Source organism: Actinophytocola sp., from assembly GCF_035712165.1.
Lineage (GTDB): Bacteria > Actinomycetota > Actinomycetes > Mycobacteriales > Pseudonocardiaceae > DASYTH01.
In genome coordinates, this window is record NZ_DASTBH010000190.1 from 1 (window position 1) to 23,797 (window position 23,797).

The 23,797-nt window shown below is 71.6% G+C and carries 26 protein-coding genes; 18 read left to right on the forward strand and 8 right to left on the reverse strand.

What is annotated here, in order from left to right:
- The 4 genes from VFO68_RS10450 to VFO68_RS10465 form a co-directional block, all read left to right on the forward strand.
- A partial coding sequence (locus VFO68_RS10450; RefSeq protein ID WP_325158009.1) for an ATP-binding protein occupies window positions 1-1,277 on the forward strand: 1,277 nt, incomplete at its 5' end.
- 18 nt (window positions 1,278-1,295) lie between these two features.
- A complete protein-coding gene (locus VFO68_RS10455; RefSeq protein ID WP_325158010.1) occupies window positions 1,296-1,433 on the forward strand; it encodes a hypothetical protein in 138 nt (45 codons plus the stop codon).
- Between the two features lie 75 nt (window positions 1,434-1,508).
- Window positions 1,509-2,597: a ThiF family adenylyltransferase gene (locus tag VFO68_RS10460; protein ID WP_325158011.1), complete on the forward strand. Its 1,089-nt coding sequence runs from the start codon at window positions 1,509-1,511 to the stop codon at window positions 2,595-2,597.
- Entirely contained in the window at window positions 2,594-3,808 is a 1,215-nt protein-coding gene (locus tag VFO68_RS10465) for a hypothetical protein (protein WP_325158012.1), read from the forward strand. Before VFO68_RS10460 ends, VFO68_RS10465 begins: the two co-directional genes overlap by 4 nt.
- A gap of 26 nt (window positions 3,809-3,834) precedes the next feature.
- On the opposite strand, the gene VFO68_RS10470 is transcribed toward VFO68_RS10465, so the two are convergent.
- Window positions 3,835-4,293, reverse strand: a complete 459-nt coding sequence (locus VFO68_RS10470) for a hypothetical protein (RefSeq protein WP_325158013.1) — start codon at window positions 4,291-4,293, stop codon at window positions 3,835-3,837.
- A 57-nt stretch (window positions 4,294-4,350) separates the two neighbouring features.
- Here VFO68_RS10470 and VFO68_RS10475 point away from each other — a divergent pair, with 57 nt between their 5' ends.
- Window positions 4,351-5,322, forward strand: coding sequence for a helix-turn-helix transcriptional regulator (locus VFO68_RS10475; protein ID WP_325158014.1), 972 nt, complete (start codon window positions 4,351-4,353; stop codon window positions 5,320-5,322).
- Window positions 5,323-5,327: 5 nt separating this feature from the next.
- On the opposite strand, the gene VFO68_RS10480 is transcribed toward VFO68_RS10475, so the two are convergent.
- Entirely contained in the window at window positions 5,328-5,999 is a 672-nt protein-coding gene (locus tag VFO68_RS10480; RefSeq protein ID WP_325158015.1) for a TetR/AcrR family transcriptional regulator, read from the reverse strand.
- A gap of 61 nt (window positions 6,000-6,060) precedes the next feature.
- On the opposite strand from VFO68_RS10480, the gene VFO68_RS10485 reads away from it, so the two are divergent.
- The 3 genes from VFO68_RS10485 (at window position 6,061) to VFO68_RS10495 (ending at window position 8,793) form a co-directional block, all read left to right on the forward strand.
- Window positions 6,061-7,491, forward strand: coding sequence for an MFS transporter (locus tag VFO68_RS10485; protein WP_325158016.1), 1,431 nt, complete (start codon window positions 6,061-6,063; stop codon window positions 7,489-7,491).
- A gap of 21 nt (window positions 7,492-7,512) precedes the next feature.
- Window positions 7,513-8,061 carry a hypothetical protein gene (locus VFO68_RS10490; protein ID WP_325158017.1) on the forward strand — a complete coding sequence of 183 codons (549 nt, stop codon included), beginning with the start codon at window positions 7,513-7,515 and terminating at the stop codon, window positions 8,059-8,061.
- Between the two features lie 204 nt (window positions 8,062-8,265).
- The gene (locus VFO68_RS10495) at window positions 8,266-8,793 is read left to right on the forward strand and encodes a hypothetical protein (RefSeq protein ID WP_325158018.1); all 528 of its coding nucleotides are present in this window, start codon (window positions 8,266-8,268) and stop codon (window positions 8,791-8,793) included.
- A gap of 55 nt (window positions 8,794-8,848) precedes the next feature.
- On the opposite strand, the gene VFO68_RS10500 is transcribed toward VFO68_RS10495, so the two are convergent.
- Window positions 8,849-9,622, reverse strand: a complete 774-nt coding sequence (locus tag VFO68_RS10500; RefSeq protein WP_325158019.1) for a hypothetical protein — start codon at window positions 9,620-9,622, stop codon at window positions 8,849-8,851.
- Window positions 9,623-9,764: 142 nt separating this feature from the next.
- Here VFO68_RS10500 and VFO68_RS10505 point away from each other — a divergent pair, with 142 nt between their 5' ends.
- Complete coding sequence (locus VFO68_RS10505; protein ID WP_325158020.1) at window positions 9,765-10,730, forward strand: helix-turn-helix transcriptional regulator; 966 nt, start codon at window positions 9,765-9,767, stop codon at window positions 10,728-10,730.
- A gap of 4 nt (window positions 10,731-10,734) precedes the next feature.
- Here the strand turns inward: VFO68_RS10505 and VFO68_RS10510 are convergent, their stop codons facing one another.
- Complete coding sequence (locus VFO68_RS10510; RefSeq protein ID WP_325158021.1) at window positions 10,735-11,640, reverse strand: hypothetical protein; 906 nt, start codon at window positions 11,638-11,640, stop codon at window positions 10,735-10,737.
- Between the two features lie 245 nt (window positions 11,641-11,885).
- Between VFO68_RS10510 and VFO68_RS10515 the strand changes: the two genes are divergently transcribed.
- The 3 genes from VFO68_RS10515 to VFO68_RS10525 are packed head-to-tail and all read left to right on the forward strand — an operon-like array spanning window position 11,886 to window position 14,269.
- On the forward strand, window positions 11,886-13,622 hold the full coding sequence (locus VFO68_RS10515) for a hypothetical protein (RefSeq protein WP_325158022.1): 1,737 nt from the start codon (window positions 11,886-11,888) through the stop codon (window positions 13,620-13,622).
- Window positions 13,623-13,664: 42 nt separating this feature from the next.
- The gene (locus VFO68_RS10520) at window positions 13,665-13,952 is read left to right on the forward strand and encodes a hypothetical protein (protein ID WP_325158023.1); all 288 of its coding nucleotides are present in this window, start codon (window positions 13,665-13,667) and stop codon (window positions 13,950-13,952) included.
- Between the two features lie 20 nt (window positions 13,953-13,972).
- Window positions 13,973-14,269 (forward strand): hypothetical protein, encoded by a 297-nt coding sequence (locus VFO68_RS10525; RefSeq protein ID WP_325158024.1) that lies wholly within the window; start codon window positions 13,973-13,975, stop codon window positions 14,267-14,269.
- Window positions 14,270-14,318: 49 nt separating this feature from the next.
- Here the strand turns inward: VFO68_RS10525 and VFO68_RS10530 are convergent, their stop codons facing one another.
- A complete protein-coding gene (locus tag VFO68_RS10530; protein WP_325158025.1) occupies window positions 14,319-15,494 on the reverse strand; it encodes a glycosyltransferase 87 family protein in 1,176 nt (391 codons plus the stop codon).
- Between the two features lie 103 nt (window positions 15,495-15,597).
- Between VFO68_RS10530 and VFO68_RS10535 the strand changes: the two genes are divergently transcribed.
- The 4 genes from VFO68_RS10535 to VFO68_RS10550 are packed head-to-tail and all read left to right on the forward strand — an operon-like array spanning window position 15,598 to window position 19,233.
- Window positions 15,598-16,257, forward strand: a complete 660-nt coding sequence (locus VFO68_RS10535; protein WP_325158026.1) for a response regulator transcription factor — start codon at window positions 15,598-15,600, stop codon at window positions 16,255-16,257.
- Between the two features lie 5 nt (window positions 16,258-16,262).
- On the forward strand, window positions 16,263-17,333 hold the full coding sequence (locus VFO68_RS10540; RefSeq protein WP_325158027.1) for a HAMP domain-containing sensor histidine kinase: 1,071 nt from the start codon (window positions 16,263-16,265) through the stop codon (window positions 17,331-17,333).
- Between the two features lie 28 nt (window positions 17,334-17,361).
- A complete protein-coding gene (locus tag VFO68_RS10545; RefSeq protein WP_325158028.1) occupies window positions 17,362-18,078 on the forward strand; it encodes a VOC family protein in 717 nt (238 codons plus the stop codon).
- Window positions 18,079-18,081: 3 nt separating this feature from the next.
- The gene (locus tag VFO68_RS10550) at window positions 18,082-19,233 is read left to right on the forward strand and encodes an acyl-CoA dehydrogenase family protein (protein ID WP_325158029.1); all 1,152 of its coding nucleotides are present in this window, start codon (window positions 18,082-18,084) and stop codon (window positions 19,231-19,233) included.
- On the opposite strand, the gene VFO68_RS10555 is transcribed toward VFO68_RS10550, so the two are convergent.
- The 3 genes from VFO68_RS10555 to VFO68_RS10565 form a co-directional block, all read right to left on the reverse strand.
- Complete coding sequence (locus tag VFO68_RS10555; protein WP_325158030.1) at window positions 19,230-20,054, reverse strand: class II glutamine amidotransferase; 825 nt, start codon at window positions 20,052-20,054, stop codon at window positions 19,230-19,232. The two genes, VFO68_RS10550 and VFO68_RS10555, sit on opposite strands and share 4 nt — an antisense overlap.
- 53 nt (window positions 20,055-20,107) lie before the next feature.
- A complete protein-coding gene (locus VFO68_RS10560; protein ID WP_325158031.1) occupies window positions 20,108-21,259 on the reverse strand; it encodes a GDSL-type esterase/lipase family protein in 1,152 nt (383 codons plus the stop codon).
- Window positions 21,260-21,480: 221 nt separating this feature from the next.
- Window positions 21,481-21,939: a hypothetical protein gene (locus tag VFO68_RS10565; protein WP_325158032.1), complete on the reverse strand. Its 459-nt coding sequence runs from the start codon at window positions 21,937-21,939 to the stop codon at window positions 21,481-21,483.
- 104 nt (window positions 21,940-22,043) lie between these two features.
- On the opposite strand from VFO68_RS10565, the gene VFO68_RS10570 reads away from it, so the two are divergent.
- Together VFO68_RS10570 and VFO68_RS10575 are read left to right on the forward strand one after the other, a co-directional pair.
- Entirely contained in the window at window positions 22,044-22,727 is a 684-nt protein-coding gene (locus tag VFO68_RS10570) for a response regulator transcription factor (protein ID WP_325158033.1), read from the forward strand.
- The coding region (locus VFO68_RS10575) for a sensor histidine kinase (protein ID WP_325158034.1) at window positions 22,727-23,797 on the forward strand (1,071 nt) is incomplete at its 3' end. The genes VFO68_RS10570 and VFO68_RS10575, both read left to right, overlap by 1 nt.

Here is a 23,797-nt window from a genome sequence, read left to right on the forward strand (position 1 = left end):
GTCAGCTGGCGCTGGCCCTGTATCGCTGCGGGCGGGCCACCGACGCGCTCGAGGTGTGCCGGCGCACCCGGCAGCGGCTGCACGACGACCTGGGCATCGACGCGGGCCCGGAGCTCGACGCACTCGAGGTGGCGATCCTGCGCAACGACGGGTCCCTCACACCGCCGGTTCAGTCGCGGCCGGTGCCGGCCAGGCGCCCCACGGTGCCCGCCTACCTGCCCGCCGCGGTGGGGGGGTTCACCGGCCGCGCGGCCGAGCTGCGGCGGCTGACCGAGTCACTGAGCGATGCCGGCGCGACCGCCCTGCCGGTCGCGGTGATCTCCGGGCCCGCCGGTGTCGGCAAGAGCGCGCTGGCCGTGCACTGCGCCCACGAGTTGGCCGACCGGTACCAAGACGGCCAGCTGCACGTGAACCTGCGCGGGTACGACCTCGACGAGCCGATGCGCCCGGTGGAAGCGCTCGGATGTTTCTTGCGCGCCCTTGGTCTTCCCGCCGCGCGGGTGCCGGTGGATCAGGACGAGGCGGTTCTGGCATACCGCTCGCTGCTGGCCGGGCGCCGGGTCCTTGTCCTGCTGGACAACGCGGGCACGGCCGAGCAGGTACGTCCGCTGCTGCCGGGTTCCCCGAGTTGCACGGTGCTGGTCACCAGCCGCAACGACCTGCGCGGCCTGTGCGCACTTGACGGCGCCTGGCCGCTGCGCCTTGATGTGCTGGCCCCGGCCGAGTCGCTGGCCTTGTTGGGACGGATGGTCGGCGCGGACCGGCTCGGTCACGAACCGGACGCGGCCGCCGAGTTGGCTCGGCTGTGCGATCACCTGCCGCTGGCGCTCCGGATCGCGAGTGCGCATCTGGTGGCCCGCCCCGCCCAGCCGATAGCGGAGTACACGCGGGAGCTCGCCGACGGGGATCGGCTTGGCACGCTGACGATTCCCGAGGACCCGCGGGCATCGGTGGAGACCGCTTTCGACCTGTCCTACCGCACGCTCGCACCACGTACCCGCCGGCTGTTCCGCCGCCTGGGACTGGTGCCGGGGCCGGACTTCACCCCGGCCCTCGCGGCAACGCTCTGCGGCCTTCCGCTCCGCGAGGCCGTGGCCGAGCTGGACCGCCTGACGGCGGCACATCTGATCCGCGAGCACGCGCCGGGTCGCTTCCAATTTCTCGATCTGCTCCGGCGCTATGCCGCGAGGCGCGCGGTGACCGAGGAGTCCCCGGCCGTATTGGCCCGGTTGTGCGCTCTCCCGCACGCCGACGTTCCGCGCGGTTCGCGCTGTTAGTCCTTTGTTAGCGGCCCTGTGTTGGGTTGTTGGGCGGCGCCCGTCGGAGGCGCGATCAACCGGGAGGTATCCATGTCGCAGGTCAAGATCAAGGTCCGGGTCCGCAAGCTGGAGAAGCTCGAGACGACGAAGGTGCGCGACAACTCCGAGGGCTGATTCGGGTGCTGGCCGGGCCGGTGCGATGCCGGCCCGGCACGTCTTGCCAGACCTCCAGGACCGAAGGAACCGATCATGCTCCGACCGCGGATCAAAGCCGTGCACTGCCCCCTCGTACTGCCTGGCAACCGGATCAGGTTGGGACTGGGTCAGTACGGGGTCGCGGCGGAGGTCGAGGACGACACCGGGGCGATCGAGCGGATCCTCACGCTGATGGACGGCACCCGCGACCGCGCCGGGATCCGTGCCGGCGTCGCGGCCACCCATCCGGACGTCGACCCGGACTCGGTGGACGAGGCGATCGACGACATGATCGCGGCCGGTTTCGCGGAGGACGCCGCGGCCCCACTGCCCGAGGCTCTGACCGAGCGGGAGGCCGCGCGCTACGCCGCGCCCCGGCACTTCTACGCCTGGATTGACACAACGCCCCGCACGTCGCCGTACGAGGTGCAGGCCCGGTTGAGGAACGCGTCGGTCACGCTGCTCGGACTCGGCGGCACCGGCTCAGCGGTCGCGCAGGGCCTGGTGGCCAGCGGAATCGGCGCACTGCACTGTGTCGACTTCGACGTCGTGGAGGAGCCGAACCTGTGCCGGCAGCTCCTCTACACCGAGCAGGACATCGGCGCCTCGAAACTGAAGCGGGCGCTCGATCGGCTGCGGGCGATGAACTCGCTGGTCGATGTCACCGGCGAGGAACGGCGCGCCGACTGCGCGGCTGACATCGCCGAGCTGATGACCGGCCGGGACGCGTTCGTGCTGTGCGCGGACAAGCCGCAGCCGGACATCATGCGCTGGACCAACGAGGCGGCCCTGGCGACCGGCACTCCGTGGTTCGTGGCGCTCTACACCGGCCCGATGACCGTGGTCGCCGGCTACCTGCCGGGCGAGACCGGCTGCTGGGAGTGCGGCCGGCGCGACTTCGATGCGCAGGAGACCGTTCGGGATGGCCGCAAGCTGCTGTCCGGCCAGCGACCGAACGCGGTGGTTCCGGCCAGCGCCAACGTCACCGGGCAGCTGTGCGCGCTCGAGGTGGTCTACCATCTCGGCGGCCTCGCGACCCAGGTGCGCGGGCGGATCCTGCACTGGAACCTGGGCCGCTGGGATCACCAGTACTTCATCGATGTCCAGCGGTATCCGGACTGCCCGGCCTGCGGCACACCGTGATCGACCAGGATTCGGTGCTGCGGCTGCACCCGCTTGCATTCCGGGAAAGCGACGATTCCGACGACGTGGTGGTGGGCCGGCCGGAGCTCGGTGAGTTCGTCGAGCTGCCCCGCCTGGGCGCCGTCGCCGTCCGGCTGCTGGGCGACGGGCTCTCCGTTCGGGCGGTCGAGGACCGCATCGCCCGCGACCACGGTGTCGAGCTGGATGTGGCGGACCTGGCCGAGGCGTTGGTGGAGCTGTCGTTCGCGGCGACCGTCGACGGAATGGCGCTGCCGGACCCGGCCGACGAGCGGCCCGGCTCGCATCTGCCGTGGCTGCGCGCCGAACACGTGCATTGGCTCTTCGGCCGGACCGTGACCGGGATCTGGGCCATTGTGGTGGCCGCCGCGGTCCTCACCTGGATACGCCGGCCAGACGTGATCCCGACGGCAAGCGACTTCTACTGGACACCGTACGTCGGTCTGGCGGTGCTGGTGGGCACCTTCATGTTCTCGGTGACCACCAGCGTGCACGAACTGATGCACCTCGCGGCCGCGCGCTCGTTCGGCGCGCCGGCTCGCATCGGGTTCTCCACCCGGTTGCACTATCTGGTGGTGCAGACCGACGTGACCGCGATCTGGGCGGTTCCGCGCCGCGATCGCTACCGGGTCTATCTCGCGGGACTGCGCTGGGACGCGTTCACGTTGTGCTTGTGCACGCTGCTCATCGCGTACGCGGACCTGCCGCCCGGCTTGGCCGCGTTGCTGGGCGCGCTTGCCCTGGCCGAGATGTTGAGCATGATCACGCAGGCCCAGGTGTACCTGCGCACGGACCTGTACTACGTGCTGATGGAGTGGCTGCGGGCGAAGAACCTGTACCCGGACGGGATCGCGTACGTGCGGCACCTGTGGCAGCAAATCCGGCGTCGCCCGACCACCGACCCCCTCACCGATCTCCCGACCCGGGAACGGCGCGCCGTTCGGATCTACGCGGTGGCGATGTCCGTCGGGTGCACGGCGGCGCTCACCTCGTTCGCGTTGTTCGGCCTGCCGATTCTCGTGCAAGGTTTCGTGACCGCGTTCCACAACCTGGTCGCTGGCCTCGCACCGGGCGGGAACGTCTTGCGCGCGGTGGACGGCGCAATGCTGATCCTGGTCGAGGGAACGCTGCAGGTGCTCTTCGTGGTCACCTTCATGCGCAAGCACCGGCGCCGCTGGAGCCGCGCCGGCTGACGGGTCAGGCGAGGGACGGGTTTCGGCTATGCGCCGGTTCTGGTGAACTCGGCTTCCCAGTTGGTTTCCCAGGTTCGGCCCTGGTCGGGGGAGAAGGCCTGGGCCCATCGGGCGGTGGTGCCGGTGATGTCGGACCAGCGGTAGCGGACCACGATCGGCCGGCCCTGGTAGTCCTCCTCGCTGAAGAACTCGCCGACGCCGTCGACGAACCGGCCGACGACCGGTGGCAGGGCAAGGATGCCGGTGCGTGAGTTCGCCCAGTAGATCGACCATTCGTCGGTCTCGCGGTCGAGCAGGCGCAGCGTGACGCCGCCGAAACCCTTCTCGGGGAAGGTGACCTCGTCGAGGTTGGCGGCGCCGCCGAGCAGGCTGTAGCAGCGGGTTCGGCCGGTGAACTCGTCCCAGTCGTCGCTGCCGGTGAGCGGCTCGGCGAGCCGGCGCTGCACGGAGTCCCAGGCGCCGACGAGGAAGTCGAAGTTGTTCATGGCGCGACGCTATGGCCGGTCCACTGACATCCGGCGTCAGTTGATTTAGGGTTTGTCGTGCGCGCCGCCCGGATCGTCCAACTGCTGCTGCTGTTGCAGACCAGGGGGCGGTTGACGGCGGCACAACTGGCCGAGGATCTCGAGGTGTCGGTGCGGACCGTGTACCGCGACGTCGAGGCGCTGCACGCGGCGGGGGTGCCGCTCTACGGCGCGGCCGGACACGCCGGTGGCTACCAGCTGGTCGACGGCTACCGCACGCGGCTGACCGGGCTGACCGAGCCGGAGGCCGAGGCGCTGTTCCTGACGGGTCTGCCCGGTGCGGCCCGGGATCTGGGGCTGGGCACCGAAGTCGCGGCCGCGTGGCGCAAGCTCACCGCGTCGCTGCCGGCGGAGCTGCGGGACCGGGCCACGAAGTTCCGCGAGCGGTTCCACCTGGACGCGCCCGCCTGGTACCGCGAGCCCGACGACGCCCCGGCGCTGGCGGCCGCGGCCGAGGCGGTGTGGCGGGCGCGGCGGATCCGGATCAGGTACCGGCGCTGGCGCGAACCGTCCGAAGTGGACCGCGAGCTCGACCCGTACGGGCTGGTGCTCAAGTCGGGGACCTGGTACCTGGTGGCCGCGAGCAGCCGGGTGAGCACCTACCGGGTGTCGGCGATCCTCGACCTGACCGTGCTGGAGGAGGGTTTCACCCGGCCGGCCGGGTTCGACCTCGGCGCCTACTGGCAGTCCGCTATGGACGGTTTCGCCCGTAGGCGGCACACCGGCACGGCCACGATCCGCGTGTCCGCGGCGCTGTTGCGACGCCTGCCGACGGTGGTCGAGCCGGCCGTGCACCGCGCCGTCACCGCGACCGCGACCGCCCCCGACGCCGCGGGCCGGGTCGAGGCGACCGTCCCGATCGAGAGTCTCGACCACGCCCACCGGCTGTTCCTCGGTTTCGGAGCCGACCTGGAAGTGCTCCACCCGCCCGAGCTCCGCGCCCGCATGGCCGACACGGCCGCCGCCCTCAACCGTTACTACACCGCGTAAAACGGTCAGGTCTGGCCGGGTCGCGTGGTCTGGGTCAGGAGACCGTCGACGAAGGCTTGCAGTGCCTGGGGATAGGTGTCGCGCGCCGCGAGGGCCGGCCACTGGTCGCCGAGCGCGGCCAGGTGCGGCAGTTGGGTCGGGTCCAGGGTGCTGAAGAACGGGCTGGGGGGTTCGGCGCCGGTGGAGTGGGTGCGGACGAGGATCTCGCCGACCGTGTAGTACCAGATGCTGCGGAAGACGTAGACGGCCTGTGCGGGCGTGCAACCGCAGCCGATGGCGCCGGCCACGATGGTCTCGACCAGCCAGCGCGCGGAGTCGCCGATGCGGGCGATGAACCCGTCGGTGGTGAGAACCTCGGCGGCCCACGGCCAGTCCGCGAGGGCGTCGTGCATCGTGGTGGCGGCGGTGATGATGCGGTCCCGTGGCGCGCTGGGCAGCGCGGGGCGCGGGATCTGCTCGGCGTACTCGTGAAACAGCAGGAGGAGTAGGTCCTCCTTGTCCCGAACGTGGTGGTACAGCGTCATCGTCCCGATGCCGAGCTCGGCGGCCAGCCGGCGAATGGTCAGCTTGGGCCAGCCCTCCCGGTCGATGAGACGCCGGGCCGCGGCCAGGATCTCGGCGCGGGAGGTCACCGGTGGCCGGCCGGTGCGGCCGCGCGGTGCTCGGGGTCGGGACACCGGTCCATCCTCCCCCGTCGCGTGCTCGACAGCGGACCGTCCCGGCGGGTAGTTTAAGTACATGTACGAAAACGTCGACGAGCGCGCCCGGCCGGGGCTGACGCTGGCCGTGGTGGCGGTCGTGCAGTTCATGGTGTCGCTGGACCTGTCCGTCGTGAACGTCGGACTTCCGCGGATCGCCGCCGCGCTCGGGTTCAGTGCGGTGGGCCTGACCTGGGTGATCCACGCCTACGCCCTCACCTTCGGCGGGCTGCTCCTGCTCGGCGGCATGACGGCCGACCGGTTCGGCCGCAAGCGGGTGCTGCTGTTCGGGCTCGGCGTGTTCGCGCTGGCCTCGCTCGCCGGTGGCTTCACCCAGGTTCCCGGTCACCTCGTGGCCGCCCGCGCCGCGCAGGGGGTCGGGGCCGCCGCGCTGGCCCCGGCCGCGCTGGCGCTGCTGACCGCGACCTTTCCCGGCGGCCGGGCCAGGGTCAGGGCCTTCGGGGTGTGGGCCGCGATGAACGCCGCCGGCGGCGCGCTGGGCGTCCTGGCCGGCGGCCTGCTCACCGAGCACGCGGGCTGGCAGTGGGTCATGTTCGTCAGCGTCCCGATGGCCGCGGTAGCGCTGGCGCTGGCCTGGTACGGCGTCGCCGCCGACCCGCCGGCCACCCGGCGCGGCCGCCCGGACGTGCTGGGCGCCGTCCTGGCCACGGCGGGCATGACCCTGCTCGTGTTCGGCATCGTCCGAACCGACCACCACGGCTGGGTCTCGCCGGTCACCCTGACGACCCTGGCGACCGCCGCCGCGCTGCTGGCCGCGTTCCTCCGCCACGAGCGGAGCAGCCGGGAACCGCTGATCCGGCTCGGCCTGTTCACCAACCGCGCGGTCGCCGGCGCCAACGCCGTCAACCTCCTCCTCGGCGCCGCCATGGCCGCGTCGTTCTACTTCGTCTCGCTCTACCTCCAGCGGGTGCTCGGATACGGGCCGGCCCAGACCGGGGTCCAGTTCCTGCCGTTCGCACTGGGCGTGATCGTCGGCTCGGTGCTCGCCGTGAAACTCGGCTACCGGGTCGCGCCCCGGACCCTGATGGCCGGTGGCGGGCTGCTGACGGCGGTGGGGTTCGCCTGGTTCAGCCTGATCAGTGCCGACGGCACGTTCGTCACCGACGTGCTGGGCCCGGAGATCGTCAGCAGCATCGGGTTCGGGCTCTGCCTCGGACCGGTCGTCTCCACCGCCACCGCCGGTGTCGCGCCGCACGAGAGCGGCACCGCCTCCGGCCTGCTCAACAGCACCCGGCAGATCGGCGCCGCGGTCGGACTGGCCGCCCTCGGCACCGCCGCCCAGCAGCGCACCGGCCAGACCGCGACGCCAGAAGCGCTCAACGACGGCTACGCGTTCGGCATGACGCTCGGCGCCGTGCTCCTGGCCGGCGCCGTCCTCGTCGCGCTCACCGTCCTACCCCGAACCCCCGCGGCGGCACCGGAGCAGCACGACCGTGACCTGGTTGGCTGATCGGACCCCTATGGTGACCCGGTGGTGTTCGACGACGCTGTCCGGGGGACACATCCGGAGGACTTTCAACTGCTTCACTTCGGGCATCTTCACCTGTTCCGACACGCGTGGGCGCTGTCGCGTCTCGTGACCGATCTCGCCGAACTGGGCTACGAGGTCGTCGAGGTGGAAGCGGCGTCGTGCGACGATGCCGACAGCCTGCGCGACGCGGTGATCGCCGCGATCGACGGCTGGCCGAGCGGCTACGGGCGCGGCACCTGGCCGGGTTTCGCCGACGGCCTGACGGACTACCTGCTCACCGCGGAGCGTCCGCTCCTCGTCCTGGTTCTCAAGGGCCTCGACCAGGTTCGCGGGAAGGACGAGGCCTGCGTGCGGGACCTCCTCGACCTGCTGGCCTCGATCGCCCCGTGGCATCTGCTGTTCGGCCGGCGGCTGATCTGCCTCATCGAAACCGACGACACCGAACTCGACACCGGGGTGCTGGGCGGTGAGCGGCCCGGCTGGACCCGACACGAGTTTCGGCTCGTTTATCGGACGGGTGAACGCCTGCCGCCCTGGATCACTCCCTGAACCGCCACCGAAGCGACGCGCTCCGCACGCCACATTGTCGCTCCGCGCATACAATTGCGCACCGTAGGCAAGCATGCGTGCCCGCGTGCGGATCGGACGTCCACTGGAGTCGAGACAATGCGCACCCGTCGATCACGCCTCGGCAGGCTCCATTCGTGGCCTTGGTGGGGTGCTGCCGGATCCATCGCTGGTGCGGCGGGGGTCGTGGTCGCATTGTTCGCGTGGTGGTGGCCGCAAGCACCGGACGGTGACGAAACCAGATCGACGGGGCGCGGTGAACCCAGCCCTTCGACTTCGCCCGGCACGGCGGAGAATTCGGATGAGCTCCTGGTGTCCTTCCAGGGTATGGAGCCCGGCGACTCGATCGAGACGATGCCGAACGCAGTGCTCGATGTGCAGGTCGAGTACCGGAACTTGAGTGGTAAACACCAGAAGAATGTCTCGCTGCATGTCGGGCTCCCGTCGGAGATGACACTGGTTCGCGGGACTGAGCGCATCCTCAACACCAGCAATGTCAACGGCCGCTTGCTGGATGCGGAGCTGACCGGGCCCGGCGTGGACATAGGCGGGTACCTGCCGGAGGGCAATGCATTCGTCGTGTTCTCGATCCGTGTGGACGGCCCGGACTCCTTTACCTGCAACCCGCGTACCTTGACACCGCAGGTGGTTCTCACCAGCGGCGGGGAAACCGTGAGCGACGAGTTGATCACCCGTGTCGTCAAGAGATGCTGATATCAGCCAGGAATGCCGCGCTCCGGTATGGCGGCGGCATTCATGGTCTCCGGTGTCAGGCTGGCATGGTGGGCAGGATGGCCTGGGCCAGTGCGCGGCTGGTGTTGCGGGTGGCCTGGTTCTCTACGGCTGATCTGTTGATCGGGGGGCCCTGCGGTCTGCCGCGGTAGGTGCTCTGGAACCCTTCGGCCCAGTCGCCGTTGTAGGCGTCGCAATGGTAGGTGGTTTCGGTGGTCGGCGGGTCGATCACCGTCCACTGCCGGCAGGTGGGGACGAGTTGGGCGATGATCGCGTTGTTGCCGTGCCGGATCGTCTCCGTCAGCAGCGAGGTGCTGAAGCCGGTCTTGATGCGGGCGGCGACCGCGATCGGGCCGGCGATGTTGAGGGCCAGGCCGAGCTGATCCTGCTGGCCCTTGTCCGTGACGCTGCCGAGCAGGCTGTCGATCAGGATGGCGCAGCCGGTCACGTTCTGCGTCCAGGCCTGCAGGACGTCGGGGTTGAACAGGTTGACATCGGCGAACTCCACCACCGCGTGCCGGGCGCAGGCCTTGGCCTCGGCCGTGGCGATGGCGTCGATGTGCAGGAGGATCTCGGTTTTCGCCTGTTCGATCTTGGCCGAGATCTGGTTGATCGCGTCCGCGATCGACGGCCCACCCGACCCGAGCACGGACTTGATCAGGTTCCAGGCCGTGCTGATCACATTTACCCATTCTTTGATGTCCGCGACGGCGGTTTGGGTGCCGGCCGGGGTATTCGCCTGGGCGGGCTGAATACCGACGGGCGCCATAACGGCCATGGCGAGCACCATCGCGGCCAATCTTCGCCTCATCCGTGCCTCCTTCGTATGCGGCCAGGGAGAAATAATGCCGCGACTCCGACGCATATTTCCCAGCCGGATTCGGCCATTGCCCGGATCCGGCCAAAACGCGGGTACACTCTGTCGGACGCGCGCGGACGGGGCGGAGGGACGGATGCGGACCGGTCTGACCAGTGTGCTCTCCGAGCAGGCCGCCCGGCTCTACGAGCAGCTCATCGTGAGCGGCAGCCTGTCCCTGGCCGAGCAGCCGGACCTGTCGCACGCGCCGGCGACCCGGGAGTTGATCGACAAAGGGTTCGCCAGAGAACGGTATGTCGGTCATCCGCACCTGGTGCCGATCGAGCCAATTCGCGCCGTCGACAACGCGATCCTCACGAAGCAGCGGCAGATCCTCGACCAGTACCAGGGCCTGCTCCGGCTGCGTGACGAGATGCAGACCCTCCAGCAGACCTACCACTCGGCGAACATCCATTCGGAGGATTCCCGCGACGTCGTTCGCACCATTACCGATCGCGACGAGATCGGTGCGCTGTCGGTCGAGCTCTGCCTTTCGGCCCAGCATGACGTCGCCAGCCTGGAGACCGAGCACTTCACCCGGCCCCCGGACCCCCGCTCGGCGCGGCCGTTGCCGGCGGAGGTCCTGGAGCGCGGCGTCCGCTTCCGCAACATCTACAGCCGGGCCGCCCTCGAGCTTGCCGGCGCCGCCGACATGCTCCGGATCGCCCAGCAAGCCGGGTGGCAGTGCCGCGTCCACCCGCGGCTGCCGATGAAGCTCGTCCTCGTGGACGAACGCGCCGCCCTGCTCCCGCTCGGCCCCACCGGTATGGAAGGCGCGCTCCTGGTCCGCGCCCCGGTGATCACCGCCGCGCTGCGCTCCTACTTCGAGCTGCTCTGGACCCGCTCGACCTCGATCGACGGCAGCCCGGTCAAGCTCGCCCCCGAGCAGGACCAGGTCCTGCGGCTGGTGCTGACCGGCATGACCGACGCCGCGATCGCCCGGCATCTGGGCATCAGCGAGCGGACCGTGCGCCGCCACGTCGGAGCCCTGCTCGCCGAACTCGGCACCACCAACCGCGTCGCGCTCGCCGTGGCGGCCGTCCGCGAGGGCTGGGTGGACTGACCGGTCAGGGCCCGCCGGACTGCCACTCCCATGGCTCCGAGACCCGGGTGAGGCCGCACTTCGTCCTGCTGGTCACCATCGACACCGCCGGCGGCCCCGGCGGGTCCTCCGCAACCGGCACGACGACCCGCGCGTAGTCGCCCGCCGCCCGCGCGGTGATCTCCCACGGCCGCTGGTCGTAGAGCGGGCACGATGACGGGGACCCGGACACCTGCCGCAGCAGCACGATTCCGCCGGACTCGTCGAGCCCGTAGAGCTCCGTTCCGGCGCCGGCGGCGCTGTCGACTCCGGTCGGCAGCAGTCCGCTCACATACCAGACGTCCGATTCGAAGCGCCCCCACCGGTCATAGAACCACCAGCCCCGAAAGTTCATACCCTGCCAGGTTTCCACGGCGAAATTCGGGCCCAGCCCGCTCATCGACGGCGCACTCATCATCGGCAGCAGGTTCGCCTGCTGGGCGACCGTCGCACCGCCGGACGCCCATGCCTCATGGCGCAACGTCAGGACCGGCGACCCGGTCCGCCCCAACTGCAGGTATCCGGGTCGCGACGCGAACACCACCGGCTGGTTCCAGTCGAGGTCCGCCCCGACCCGCACCGCGCCGCCCAGCCCGGCCCCCGCGCGCTCCTGCCGCCGCCACCACAGTTGCCCGCCGGGCGTCACCGCGTACACGACGGCGGCGTCGCCGTCCCGCGCGGCGAAGATCGCCACATATCCCCGCCAGTCCGCCGCGTCCACCTCCACCGCGGCCCCGAAACCGTCCTGGCAGGCCGCGATCTCCGCCAGCCGTCCGTCCATCGCGCGCACCGCGAACACCCGGTCGGACCCGGCGCAGCCGGGCTCGGCGTGCGCCCCCGGCAGGTCCCCGAACCCCGACCCGACGATCAGGAGGGCCGCTGCGGCGGCCACCCTCCGCACCCGCTTCCTCATCGCTCTCCAACCAGGCTCACGAAAATCTCGACCCTTGCAAACCCGACCGGCCGGCACATCCGCCGGGACTGGCCGGCACCGGCCACTGACCTGATCCGGCCGAACGGTTGGCCGTGACCCGGTTGCGACCCCAGCGCGATCAAACCGGAACCGTGACTCTGGTCTACTGATCAGCGGTCTGGTGATCTACGTCGAGCCGATGCGAGTTTCTGGGAGGAAATCTCATGAGGCGACGTGTGTTTTCGGCCGCGGTCGGGATGTTGGTGATGGTCACCGGGCTGGCCCCGGTCGCCGCCGCCGACAGCCGGCCGGACGGTTGCGACTGGACGCAGTGGGGGCGAAGCGCCGCGCACGACGGTCAGGTTTGTGTGCGCGGTCAGCAAGATCTGCGGCTGTTGACCCGAATGGTGTTGGATCCGTTCGCCGAGCAGGAGACCGCGGAAAATTTCGGTGCTCTCGCGGTGCACTTCCCGGCGCCCCTCCTGGACGGCGACGGGAACGTTTTCGTGCTGCGCAAGGGCGGGTCCTACGTCGCCTGCGACCCGCCCGGCTCGGGCGAACCCGCGCCGTGCGGGCACGATCCCGCGAACCTGAACCGGATGACCTGGTCGGTGCAGGCGTTGCGCTGGGAGCGTGGCCGGCTGGCTCCCAAGTGGACGTTCACCACGGACTGGAAGCCGACCCAGATGGGGTTCGAGATGATGGTCCAGTCCGCCATGAGCGGCGACTCCGTCTACGTTCCCGGCGCCGGTGGCACGGTTTTCCAGCTGGCCAAGGCAACCGGCCGGGTGCTCCGGCGGATCGACCCGTTCGGCGGGGTGATCGACCCGCAGACGTTCGTGTCCGGCGGGCTCACCCTGGACGCGCACGGCACCTTGCTCTACAACGTGATCAGGCTCGAACCGGGCCCGTCGGGCGGGACCGACGGGCACGGCTGGCTGGTGCGCGCCACCCGGGACCGGATCAGCATGGTCGACTACCGCACGCTGATCCCCGGCGCGCCACGGCAAACCGACCTCTGCTACGCGACGTTCCTGACGGCGGGGCTGCCCCCGCCGTTCCCGCCGCCGCCGCAGCCGGACGGCTCGCCGACCCTGCCGCCGCAGACGCCGTGCCTGTCCCAGCGGCCCGGGATCGGCGTGGCGCCCGCGATCGGCCCGGACGGCACCATCTTCACGGTCTCCCGTTCGCACAGCCAGGAGAACTACGGCTACCTGGTCGCGCTCAAACCGGACCTCGGCCTGCGCTGGGCCACCTCGCTGCGGCTGGGCTTCCAGGACGGCTGCGGCGTCCGCACCCCCTACGGCGAGGGCTTCCTCGACTGCCGTCCGGGCACCGCGGTCGGCGTCGACTCGTTCACGAACCTGCCGGGTGTCGCCGGGGTCAGCGACTTCAGTTCGGCATCGCCGGTGGCGCTGCCGGACGGCGGCGTCGTGTACGGCTCGCGTTCGCTCTACAACCGGGCGCGCGGGCACCTGGTGAAGTTCGACGCCCGCGGGCGGTTCCGGGCCAGCTACGACTTCGGCTGGGACAGCACGCCGGGCGTGTACCGCCACGACGGCACCTACTCGTTGCTGACCAAGGACAACCACTACATCGACCCGGACGGGGAGTTCAACCTCACCCGGCTGGACGCGAACCTCGACGTCGAGTGGTCGTTCACCGCCACCGAAACCCGGACCTGCCAACGGAACCCGGACGGCACGATCAGCTGTGTCGACGACGGCACCCACCCCAACGGGTTCGAGTGGTGCATCAGCGCGCCCGCGATCGACCGCGACGGCACGGTCTACGGGCTGTCCGAGGACGGCAACCTCTACGTGATCGACAACCGGGGCCACCTGCGCCAGCGGATCTTCCTGTCCAAGACGCTGGCCGCGGGCTACACCCCGGTGTCGATCGACCAGCGGGGCCGGGTGTACGCGCAGAACAACGGCGAGTTGTACGTGCTCGGCCGCTGAGTCACTCCATCGGGGTGTGGCCGGGCGTGCCAGGGTGGGGAAATGAGCGGTGATCCTGATGTGAGTGCCCTGGCGATCAACGTGACGGTTCCGGAGGAACTGCGCTGGACGGACAGCCGGCGGGGAGAGGAGTTCCTGCTGACCACGCTCAACGTGCGGCTGCTCAAGGATGGACACCTCGCGGCGAAGGCGTACGGGCGGCCTACCGCGGGTGGCCGGGGGGCCTATGTGTCGTTCCGGGTGCCGGACCGGCCCGAGCTCGCGGTGCTGGTGGCGCGGGCGGCGAGCCGGGCGGCGGAGATGTGGGGTTCCCACCGGGGGTTGGACTGAGCCCGCTGGAGATGACGGTGGTGAGGATGCTGCCACAGGGGTTCGGGGCCGACCGACCACCAGGCGTTCACCGCGCCGAGTTCGGCGAACTCCGGATCCGGGCCGGGGGCGCCGCCGAGCAGCGCCAGCAACGCGGACTCGAGGGTTCGGCCGGGTGGCCGTGGGCCGGCGAGGACGGTGTGGACGCGGGTGATCGCGGCGGCGACGCCCGGCCACGCGGCGACGGGCCAGGAGGCGCCGACGAAGGCCTGGGCCGGCCAAAGGATCTCCACGGCGAGGTCGGTGCGGGCGGTGTGCGCGAACCGGTGGACGATTGACCGGGCGCCGGGGGTCATCGGGAGGACCCTGGCCGTGTCCCACCGGCCGTCAGTGGCGAGTTGGAGGACGGGGGTCGCCGTCACGCTCGCCAGCCGCGACGCCGTCGACCACCACAGGTCCGGCATGCCGGGACCGTACCCGCAGGCCGAGCACGACCAGCGCACACCACACGTAGGTGTTGCCGAGGGTGAGGCTCCACGGTGTCACGCCGTCCTCCGCCGGCCACCACCAGTGCGGTGACAGCAGGAACGGCGCCGCGGCCAGGGCGGCGAGCACCGGCCGGCGCCGTGCGGCGGCGAGCAGGGCAGGGAGCACCCAGACCCAGTGGTGCGACCAGGACACCGGGGAGCTCAGCAGCAGCGTGAAAGCGTTGAGCCCCAAGGCATCCACCGGGTGCGCGGCGCGCCGGACGGCGAGGCAGCCGATCCCGGCCACGAGCGCGGCGAGGAACAGCCACAGCACACCGCGCTCGATGCCGAGCCGGGCGAGTACCCCGTTGATCGACTGGTTGCCCTCGAACGACGGGGTGCCGATGCGGTCGGCGTTGAACACCGTGCTGGTCCAGTACCGCACCGAACCGGCCGGGTTCAGCGCGAACCCGGCGGCGGTGCAGGCCAGGAACGAGAGCACGGCGGTCAGCGCGGCCCGGCGGTCGCCGCGGAGCAGGAAGAACAGCACGAACGCGGCCGGGGTCAGCTTGACCGCCGCGGCGAACCCGACCAGCACGCCGCGCGGCCACCGCGGACGGGCAACCAGGCAGTCCAGCACGACCAGCGCCAGCAACAAGGTGTTGATCTGTCCGAGCCGGAGTGTCTCGCGCACCGGTTCCAGCACCAGGGCGACCGGGAGCAACGCGGCGACCAGCAGCCAGGTCGGCCGGATGGCCACTTTGTGGGGCAGGGCAAGGTTTCGCAGCACCACGACCAGCACGATCACCAGGGCGGCGATGGACATGCAGGTGAGCATGATGCTCGCCGCCACCCACGGCAGCAGGGCGAACGGCACGAACAGCACGGCGGCGACCGGCGGGTAGGTGAACGGCAGGCGGATGCCGAAGCTGGTGGGCGGCAGGGTCGCGTAGAGATCACCGCCGGAGCGCCACACCTGCGCGCCGAGCCGGTAGACCTCCAGGTCGATTCGCGGTACTGCGAACCAGGATCCGGGCGGTGCCAGGAAGAACAGCACAACGGCGACGTTCAGGACGACGAGTCCGGTCTTGCGCATGCGCCGATTGGTACGAGCCGGCGGCTAGCGGCCGGCTAAGCGCGATGTTTATCCCGGCCATATGCGGTGGGTGGATACCATGCGGCGGTGCATTGGGGGTTCGATGCGTGTTCTCGTCGCGGAGGATGAGCGGCTGCTCGCCGACACGCTCGTGGCCGGGTTGCGCCATCTCGGTTTCGCGGTGGACGTGTGCTACGACGGCGACGCGGCGGCCGAACGGGTCGCGGTGCACTCCTACGACGTGGTGGTCCTGGACCGCGACCTGCCGAAGGTGCACGGTGACGAGGTGTGCCGGCGGATTCTCGCCGTGGGCCGGGAAACCCGCGTGATCATGCTGACCGCGGCGGCGAGCATCCGGGACCGGGTCGAGGGGCTCGGGCTCGGCGCCGACGACTACCTCACCAAACCGTTCGCGTTCGCCGAACTGGTGGCCCGGGTGCGCGCGCTGTCCCGGCGGGCCGTGGCGGCGGTGCCGCCGGTGCTGGACCACGCCGGCGTCCAACTGGACGGCGCGCGCCGCTACGCCTGCCGGGACGGGCGGCCGCTTTCGTTGTCGCCCAAGGAGTTCGGTGTGCTGGAGGTGCTGATGCGCAACCCCGGCCTGGTGGTCAGCCCGGAGGACCTGCTGGAGAAGGTCTGGGACGAGCACGCGGACCCGTTCACCAACGCGGTGCGGATGGCGGTGATGACCCTGCGGCGCAAGCTGGGTGACCCGCCGGTGATCCACACGGTGCAGGGCGCCGGTTACCGGTTCGGCGGGTGAGGCGGATGCGCTGGTCCCTGCGCGCGCGGGTGATGGCCCTGTGTGTGCTGAGCTTCGCCGCCGGTGCGGTGCTGTTCACGGCCGGCGCGCCGTTCTTCCGGGACTGGTGGTTGTCGGTGTTCGCCGGCCACGCGGTGTGCGCGGGCGGTGTGGGTCCGGACGAGTGGGTGGTGTGGTCCTGTCCGCCCTGGCCCGGGTGGGCCCAGGTGCTCGCCAGTGCCGGGGTGCTGGCCGGCGTCGCCGGGTTGTTCTGGATCGCCCGGCGGGCGGCCGGCCAGATCGCCCGCCCGGTGGTGACCATGACCGACACGGTGCGCCAGCTCGGTCCGCAGAACCTCGGGCAGCGCATCAGGTACGACGGACCGGGCGACCAGGTGGCAGCGCTCGCGCACGCGGTGGACGACATGCTGGACCGGGTGGCCACCGGCTACGAGGGCCAGCGCCGGTTCGCCTCCAACGCCTCCCACGAGCTGCGCACGCCGCTCGCCGTGCAGCGCACGCTGGTGGAGGTGGCACTGGTTACCGGAGAACAGGATCTGTCCCGGCTGGCCGCGCAGTTGCTGGCGGTCAACGAACGCAACGAGCGGCTGATCGAAGGACTGCTGGTACTCGCCGAAAGCGACCGTGGCCTGCCGGGAACCGAGCCGGTCGCATTCGACGAACTGGTCGGCGAGGTGGTCGCCCGGTTCACCGAGCAGGCCGACAAACAGGAGCTCACCCTGAACTACGCCAAGGTGGAGAACATCGTGTCCGGCGACCCGGTGCTGCTGGACCGGATGGTGAGCAACCTGATCCACAACGCGATCAAGTACAACGAGCCGGGCGGGCGGGTGGACATCGTGGTCGCGATCCGGCCGACCCTGTCGATCCGCAACACCGGACCGGTCATCCCGGCCGAGACCGTCCCGGCGCTGTTCGAGCCGTTCCGCCGGCTGAGTGCCGAACGCGTCCACCAGCGCGACGGGGCCGGGCTCGGCCTGTCGATCGTGCGCTCCGTCGTGACCGCCCACAACGGCACGGTTTCCGCCGCCCCGGCCGACAACGGCGGGCTGCAGGTGACGGTCAACCTGCCGTAACACGTTGGGGTAGAGCAGGATGAGCGCCATGACTGTCACCGCTGCCCTCGATCTGGCCATCTTCGACGCCGCCGACATCGACAAGGTCGGTTCGTTCTATGCCGAGCTGACCGGCTGGGACGTCGTCCGGCAGGACTCCGACCGGTTCGGGGTGCGGGCGCCGGACGGCCAGGAGGTCGAGTTCCAGCGCGCCCCCGACCATGTCGCGCCGCGCTGGCCCGGGCAGGCCTACCCGCAGCAGTTCCATCTGGACCTGCGCACCGAGGACCCCGGCGCGCAGGCCGAGCGGGCGGTGGGTCTGGGCGCCACCCGGCTGGCCGACGGCCCCAACTGGATCACCCTGGCCGACCCCGCCGGGCATCCGTTCGACCTGTGCCAGTTCGACGGCGTCGGAGCGCGGATGCAGTTGTTCGCGGTGACCATCGACGCCGCGGACCCGTCGGCGCTGGGCCGGTTCTACGCCGACCTCACCGGGATGGAACAGAGCTACGACGGTCCGGAAGGCGCGTTCGTCACCGATGGCCGCCGGAACCTGTTGTTCCAGCGGATCAACGACGAGTACAACCCGCCGCGCTGGCCGGATCCCGCGTACCCGCAGCAGGCCCACCTCGACCTGCGGGTGCGCGACCTCGACGCGGGCACGGCCCGGGCCGTGGAGTTGGGCGCCACCCGGCTCGACGCCGGCGACGACGGCTTCCGGGTCTTCACCGACCCGGCCGGCCACCCGTTCTGTCTGGTCCGGTAGCGCATGGCGGATCCGTGGCGGGAGCAGGTCTCGGCGCTGGCGGACCGGTTTTCCGAGCGGGCGCGGGAAACCGAGCGGCTCGCCACGTTGCCGGCGGAGTTGGTGGCCGAGGCCAAGCGGCTCGGGGTGTTCACGATGGCCATGCCGAAGGGACTCGGCGGGCTGGAGGTGAATCCCGCCACGCTGGTCGAGGTGGTGGAGGAGTTGAGCCGGGCGGACGCCTCGGCGGGGTGGTGCGCGGCGATCGGGAACGCCACCTCGTTCTTCGCCTGGCTCGAACCCGGCGTGGCCACCGAACTGCTGTCCGGCGCACGAGCGATCTCGGCCGCCGGGTCGTTCTCACCCATCGGCCGGTTCACGCCGGCCGGCGCCGGTTCAGGGCTGACCGGGCACTGGCGGTTCATGAGCGGATGCCGGCATGCCGACTGGGTCTTCCTCGGCGGGCACGTGCTGGACGGCGACGAGCCACGGCTGGTGGACGGCCGGCCGGACTGGCGGCTGGCGGTGCTGGCGCCGAATCAGGTCGAGATCATCGACAACTGGGACGTGTCCGGGCTGTGCGGCACCGGCAGCCATGATCTCGCGGTGCGCGGCGTGACCGTTCCGGACGCACACACCACCGTGCCGTTCTTCGGGCCGGCCCCGCACGACGGCCCGCTGTGGCGGTTCCCGTTCTTCACCCTCGCCAGCCTCCTGCTGGTCGGCCATCCGCTCGGGGTCGGGCGGCGCGCGCTGGACGAGTTCACCGGCCTCGCCCGGACCAGGACCCGCGCCAACGCCACGACCACCATCGCGAACGAGGACGACGCCCAGGTCGCCCTCACCGCCGCCGAGGGCGACCTGCAGTCCGCGCGCAGCTTCGTCTTCGACGCCCTCGGTGCGATGTGGGACGCGGCCTGCCGGGGCGACGTGCCCGACGACCCGGCGCGGGCGCGGTTCCTGCTGGCCGCGGTGCAGTCCATGCGGGCCGCCCGCAACGCCGTCGACACCGCCTACACCTTTGCCGGGGCCAGTGCCGTCTACGCCGACCACCCGCTGCAGCGCTGCTTCCGGGACCTGCACGTCGCCGCCCAGCACGTCGTCTTCGCGCCCGCCGCCGTGAAGCGGTACGCCAGGACCCGGTTCGGCATCGACGTGCCGGCGCACCTGTACTAGGCGGGCGCGAACGGCCGCAGTTCGGTGTGTCCGCCCCGCGCGACGAAGCAGGTGGACTCGGCGATCTCCTGCCAGGCGCCCTGCAGGTCGCCCAGCGGTTCGGACACGACGAGCAGGGCGTCGTCGGCGAGATCACGCAGTTCCGGAAGCTCGGGGTGCTGGTCGCGCAGCGTGGACACGTCGGTGTTGTGGAACAGCGACCGGGACCGGCCCTCGCTGGAGTACCGGAACGCCCACAGCGTGTCCCCGTCGGTCGTCGCCACCGTCATCTGCACCGGGTACCGCACGCCGCGCTCCCGGCCGATCTGCTCCACCAGGCCGACCGCCCGCGCCATCGCCGGCACCGGGTCCTGCTCCAGCCCGAAGGTCAGCGCCAGGAAGAACAGCACCTCGGAGTCGGTCGAGCCCTCGAGGCGCGGGTACAGCGCGGGGTCGATCGCGAAGCTGAGATCCCGCCGCATCGTGGCGAACCCGGTGAGGACGCCGTTGTGCATGAACAGCCAGCGGCCGTGCCGGAACGGATGGCAGTTGGTCTCCTGCACGGCCGTTCCGGTGGTCGCCCGGATGTGCGCGAAGAACCGTCCGGACTTGGCGAACGCCGACAGTTCGCGCAGGTTGCGGTCGTTCCAGGCCGGCTTGATGCTGTGGAACACCCCGGGAGTCTCCCGGTCGCCGTACCAGCCGACCCCGAAACCGTCCCCGTTCATCGGCTCCACGCCCAGCCGGGAGTGCCTGCTCTGCATCACGAGCGAGTTGTCCGGCTTGTACAGCAGGTCCTCGAGCCGAACGGGTGAACCCGCGTAGGCCAGCCAGCGACACATGGGCCAACCCTGGCCGCGGGCGACCGGCCGGCCATCGCCCGTGCCGGATGAGTTCAGCGGATCAGGACGGACAGCGGGATGTGCGAGGCGATGACCAGGTCGCCCGCGGCGTTCGGGTGGTAGCAGTCGGCCCGCAGGTCGGGGACCATCTCGGTGGGGTTGGCCGGGTTGCGGAGCAGGGCGTCGAAGTCGAGGGTGGCGTCGAACGCCCTGGTGGTGCGGATCCAGGCGTTGACCGTCTGCCGGACCGTCTCGCGCGGGTCGCCGGCGGGCAGGCACATGGGCAGGATGGTCGCCCCGATGATCGGGACGTGCCGGGCGTGCACCCGCGCGGCGATGGTGCGCATGGCCTCGATCACCTGCGCGGCCGGGGCGCCGGGAGCGTTGGCGCCGCCGCCGATGTCGTTGGTGCCCTCCAGCAGCAGGACGGCGCTCAGGCCGGGGACGGACAGCACGTCGCGGTCCAGGCGCTGCGGGGCGGGCGGGCCACAGCACTGGCCGGTCGGGTCGTACGGGTTGGGCTGCACGCTCACCGTGTTGCCGGAGATGCCGGCGTTGGCCACGGCCAGCCGCTGGCCGGCGGGCAGCGCGCCGAGCCGCTCGGCGAGCAGGTCGGTCCAGCGCTGTCCGGGCGGGCCGACCGCCTGGTACCCGTCGGTGATCGAGTCGCCGAGGGTGACCAGGGTGCCGCGGGCCGCCGGCCGGTCCACCGCCACCTGGTCCAGCCACCAGGTCTGGCCGGGGTGGTAGCCGGTCGCGGTGCTCGTCGTGCCCCCGGGAATGACCGGGTGGCTGGGGAACGCCGCGTCGGAGGCGTCCGCCGCGGTGTTGCCGCCGGTGCCGATGTAGGAGGCCGGCGGGTCGAAGGCGAACGGCGGGAAGTTGTGGTCGTTGACCGGCGCGCCCGGCGCGTACACGCTGACCGCGAGGTCCCGGCCGGGATCGACGGAGATCGCCACCGGGTCGCTCCAGACCACCTGCCCCGGCGGGATCGACACGGTGCGGGCGCCCCGGAAGGTGAGCGGCCGGTTCGAGCCGGGGACCAGCCGCGCGCTGCCCCGGGCGATGCTGTTGCCCAGCCAGGCGTCGCGGACCTGGACCGGGACGGACCCGAACGGGTTGCCGAGCCGGATCCGGACCCCGTCGCCGGGGGCCGAGACCCGGGCGATCTGGCGCACGGTGGCGTCCGGCGCGACGCCGTGCACGCCGGCCAGACCGCCGCGGCCTGGCGGGACACCTGAGGGTCGGCCGCGCCTGCCGGGCTCGCGGCGGGCACCGCCACCGCGGCGGCCAGTGCCACCGCGCAGCCGAGCAGCCGCCGTCCGGCGCGGTTTCGGTCCGTACCTGATGCGGTCACCACGACCACCCCCCGATCGGTAGGTTCCTGCCTTCGAGGGTGCTGCACGCGGGGGCCGATCGGAACCCCTCAGCGGGTACGGATCGTGGCGCTCGGAACACCACCGGTACACGTCACGAGGACCTCGACCCGGTTGCGGCCGGACTCGAAGCGGACCCGTTGGCCGCCGTCCTCCGGCTCGATGTCCTTGACGCCGTAGCCCTGGCCGGGGGCGGTCGTGACGATGAAGGGGTCGGGTTCGCACCGGGCCAGGACGATGCCGCCCGGGCTGGACAGCACGGTGGGCGCCGGCCGGCCGGTGCTGACCGGCGCGGTGCGGGCCGGCGCGGTGCTGGTGGCCGGGGCGGGTGCGGCGGCGAGCCGGCGGTCGACCTCGTCGGGCCGCAGCGGCGGTTCGGCGCTGGGCAGGATGCCGCTGCCGATCGCGCCGACCGCCACCGAGGCCGCGACCGTGGCGGCCGCGGCGGTGGCGAGCCAGGCCACGGTTGCGCCGGCCGCTCGGGTCCGGCGGGAGGTGTGCGCGTTCATCGCCACCCAGGATGGGTCGGCCGAGGTTAAGGCCGGGTTATGGCAGGCTCATGGCCGGGCTGGGCCGGCGGACCGGCGGCCCGCCGTGGCCTACGGTGGCAACCGTGCCGAACGTGCTGCTCGTCGAGGACGACCCGGTGATCCGCCGGGCGCTGATCCGTGGGCTCACCGAGCGCGGGCACGCGGTGGACTCGGCGGCGACCGGCATGGCCGGGCTGGAGCGGGCCGTGGCCAACCGGCCGGACCTGGTGGTGCTGGATCTGGGACTGCCCGATGTGGACGGTCGCACGGTGCTGCGGATGTTGCGCGGCGCCAGCCGGGTGCCGGTGGTGGTGGCCACCGCCCGCGACGACGAGGCCGAGATCGTCGCGGTGCTCGACGCCGGCGCGGACGACTACGTGGTCAAGCCGTTCAGCGCCGCGCAGCTGGACGCCCGGATCCGGGCGGTGCTGCGCCGGGGCGGCGAGCATCCGGTGGACAGCGCGGTGGTGGTCGGCGGGCTGCGGTTGGACTCCCGGACCCGGGAGGCCACTGTGGACGGTCGGGATCTCGAGCTGACCCCTCGGGAGTTCGCGTTGCTGTACTACCTCGCGGCCCGGGCCGGTGAGGTGGTGACCAAGCGCGAACTGCTCGCCGAGGTCTGGCAGCTGCCCTACGGCGGCGGGGACAAGACGGTGGACGTGCACCTGTCCTGGTTGCGCCGCAAGCTCGGCGAAACCGCGCAGCAGGCCCGTTACCTGCACACCGTGCGCGGGGTCGGGGTGCGCGTCGTGGCGCCGGAACCCTGATGCGGCGCCGGATCCTGCTGCTGGTCGCCGCCACCACCTCGCTGGTGCTGGTGGCGTTCCTGGTTCCGCTGGCCGTGCTGGTGCGCGGGGTCGCGGTGGACCGCGCGGTGCAGGGTGCCACGGTCCGGGCCCAGTCGCTGAGCTCGCTGGTGGCGACCGCGGACCCGGCGGGGCTCGCGGTGAACGTGGCGCAGGCGGACGCCACCTCGCCGTACGGGCTGAGCGTGTTTCTCGCCGACGGCACCCGGCTGGGCGCCGAGGCGCCGCGCTCGCCGCTGGTGGAGCTGGGGTCGCGGGGGGAGAGCGCCTCCGGGGAGGTGGCCGGTGGGCTGGAGGTCGTGTTCGCGGTGCGCAACGCGGCCGGCTCCTACGACGTGGTCCGGGCGTTCGTGCCGGACCCGGAGCTGACCCGCGGGGTGGCCCGGGCCTGGCTGCTGCTGGCCCTGCTGGGGATCGCGCTGCTCGGGTTGAGCCTGCTGGTCGCCGACCGGCTGGCCCGCCGGCTGGTGCGGGCCACCATCGAGCTGGCCGGGGTGTCCAACCGGCTGGCCGGCGGAGATCTCACCGCGCGGGCGGATCCGTTGGCGCCCAACGAGTTCGGCACGGTCGCCCGGGCGCTGAACCATCTCGGCGGGCGGATCACCGAGCTGTTGGGCGAGGAGCGCGAGTCGGTGGCCGACCTGTCGCACCGGGTGCGCACCCCGTTGACCGCGCTGCGCCTGGAGGCCGAGGCGCTGCCCGATCCGGACGACGCGGCGCGGATCGGCGCCGGGGTGGATGCCGTGCAGCGGGCCGTCACGGCGACCATCGAGGCGGCCCGGCGGCGCAGCGACGACACCGGCGCCGGCTGCGACGCGGCCGCGGTGGTGCGGGAGCGGGTGGACTTCTGGGCGGCGCTGGCCGAGGACACCGAGCGGGACCTGCTCCGGGACCTGCCGGCCGGCCCGGTTCCGGTCGCGACCGGCCGGGGCGACCTGGCCGCGTGCGTGGATGCCTTGCTGGGCAACGTGTTCGCCCACACCGCGGACGGGACCGCCGTTGCCGTGCGGCTGGTCGCGGCGTCCGGCGGC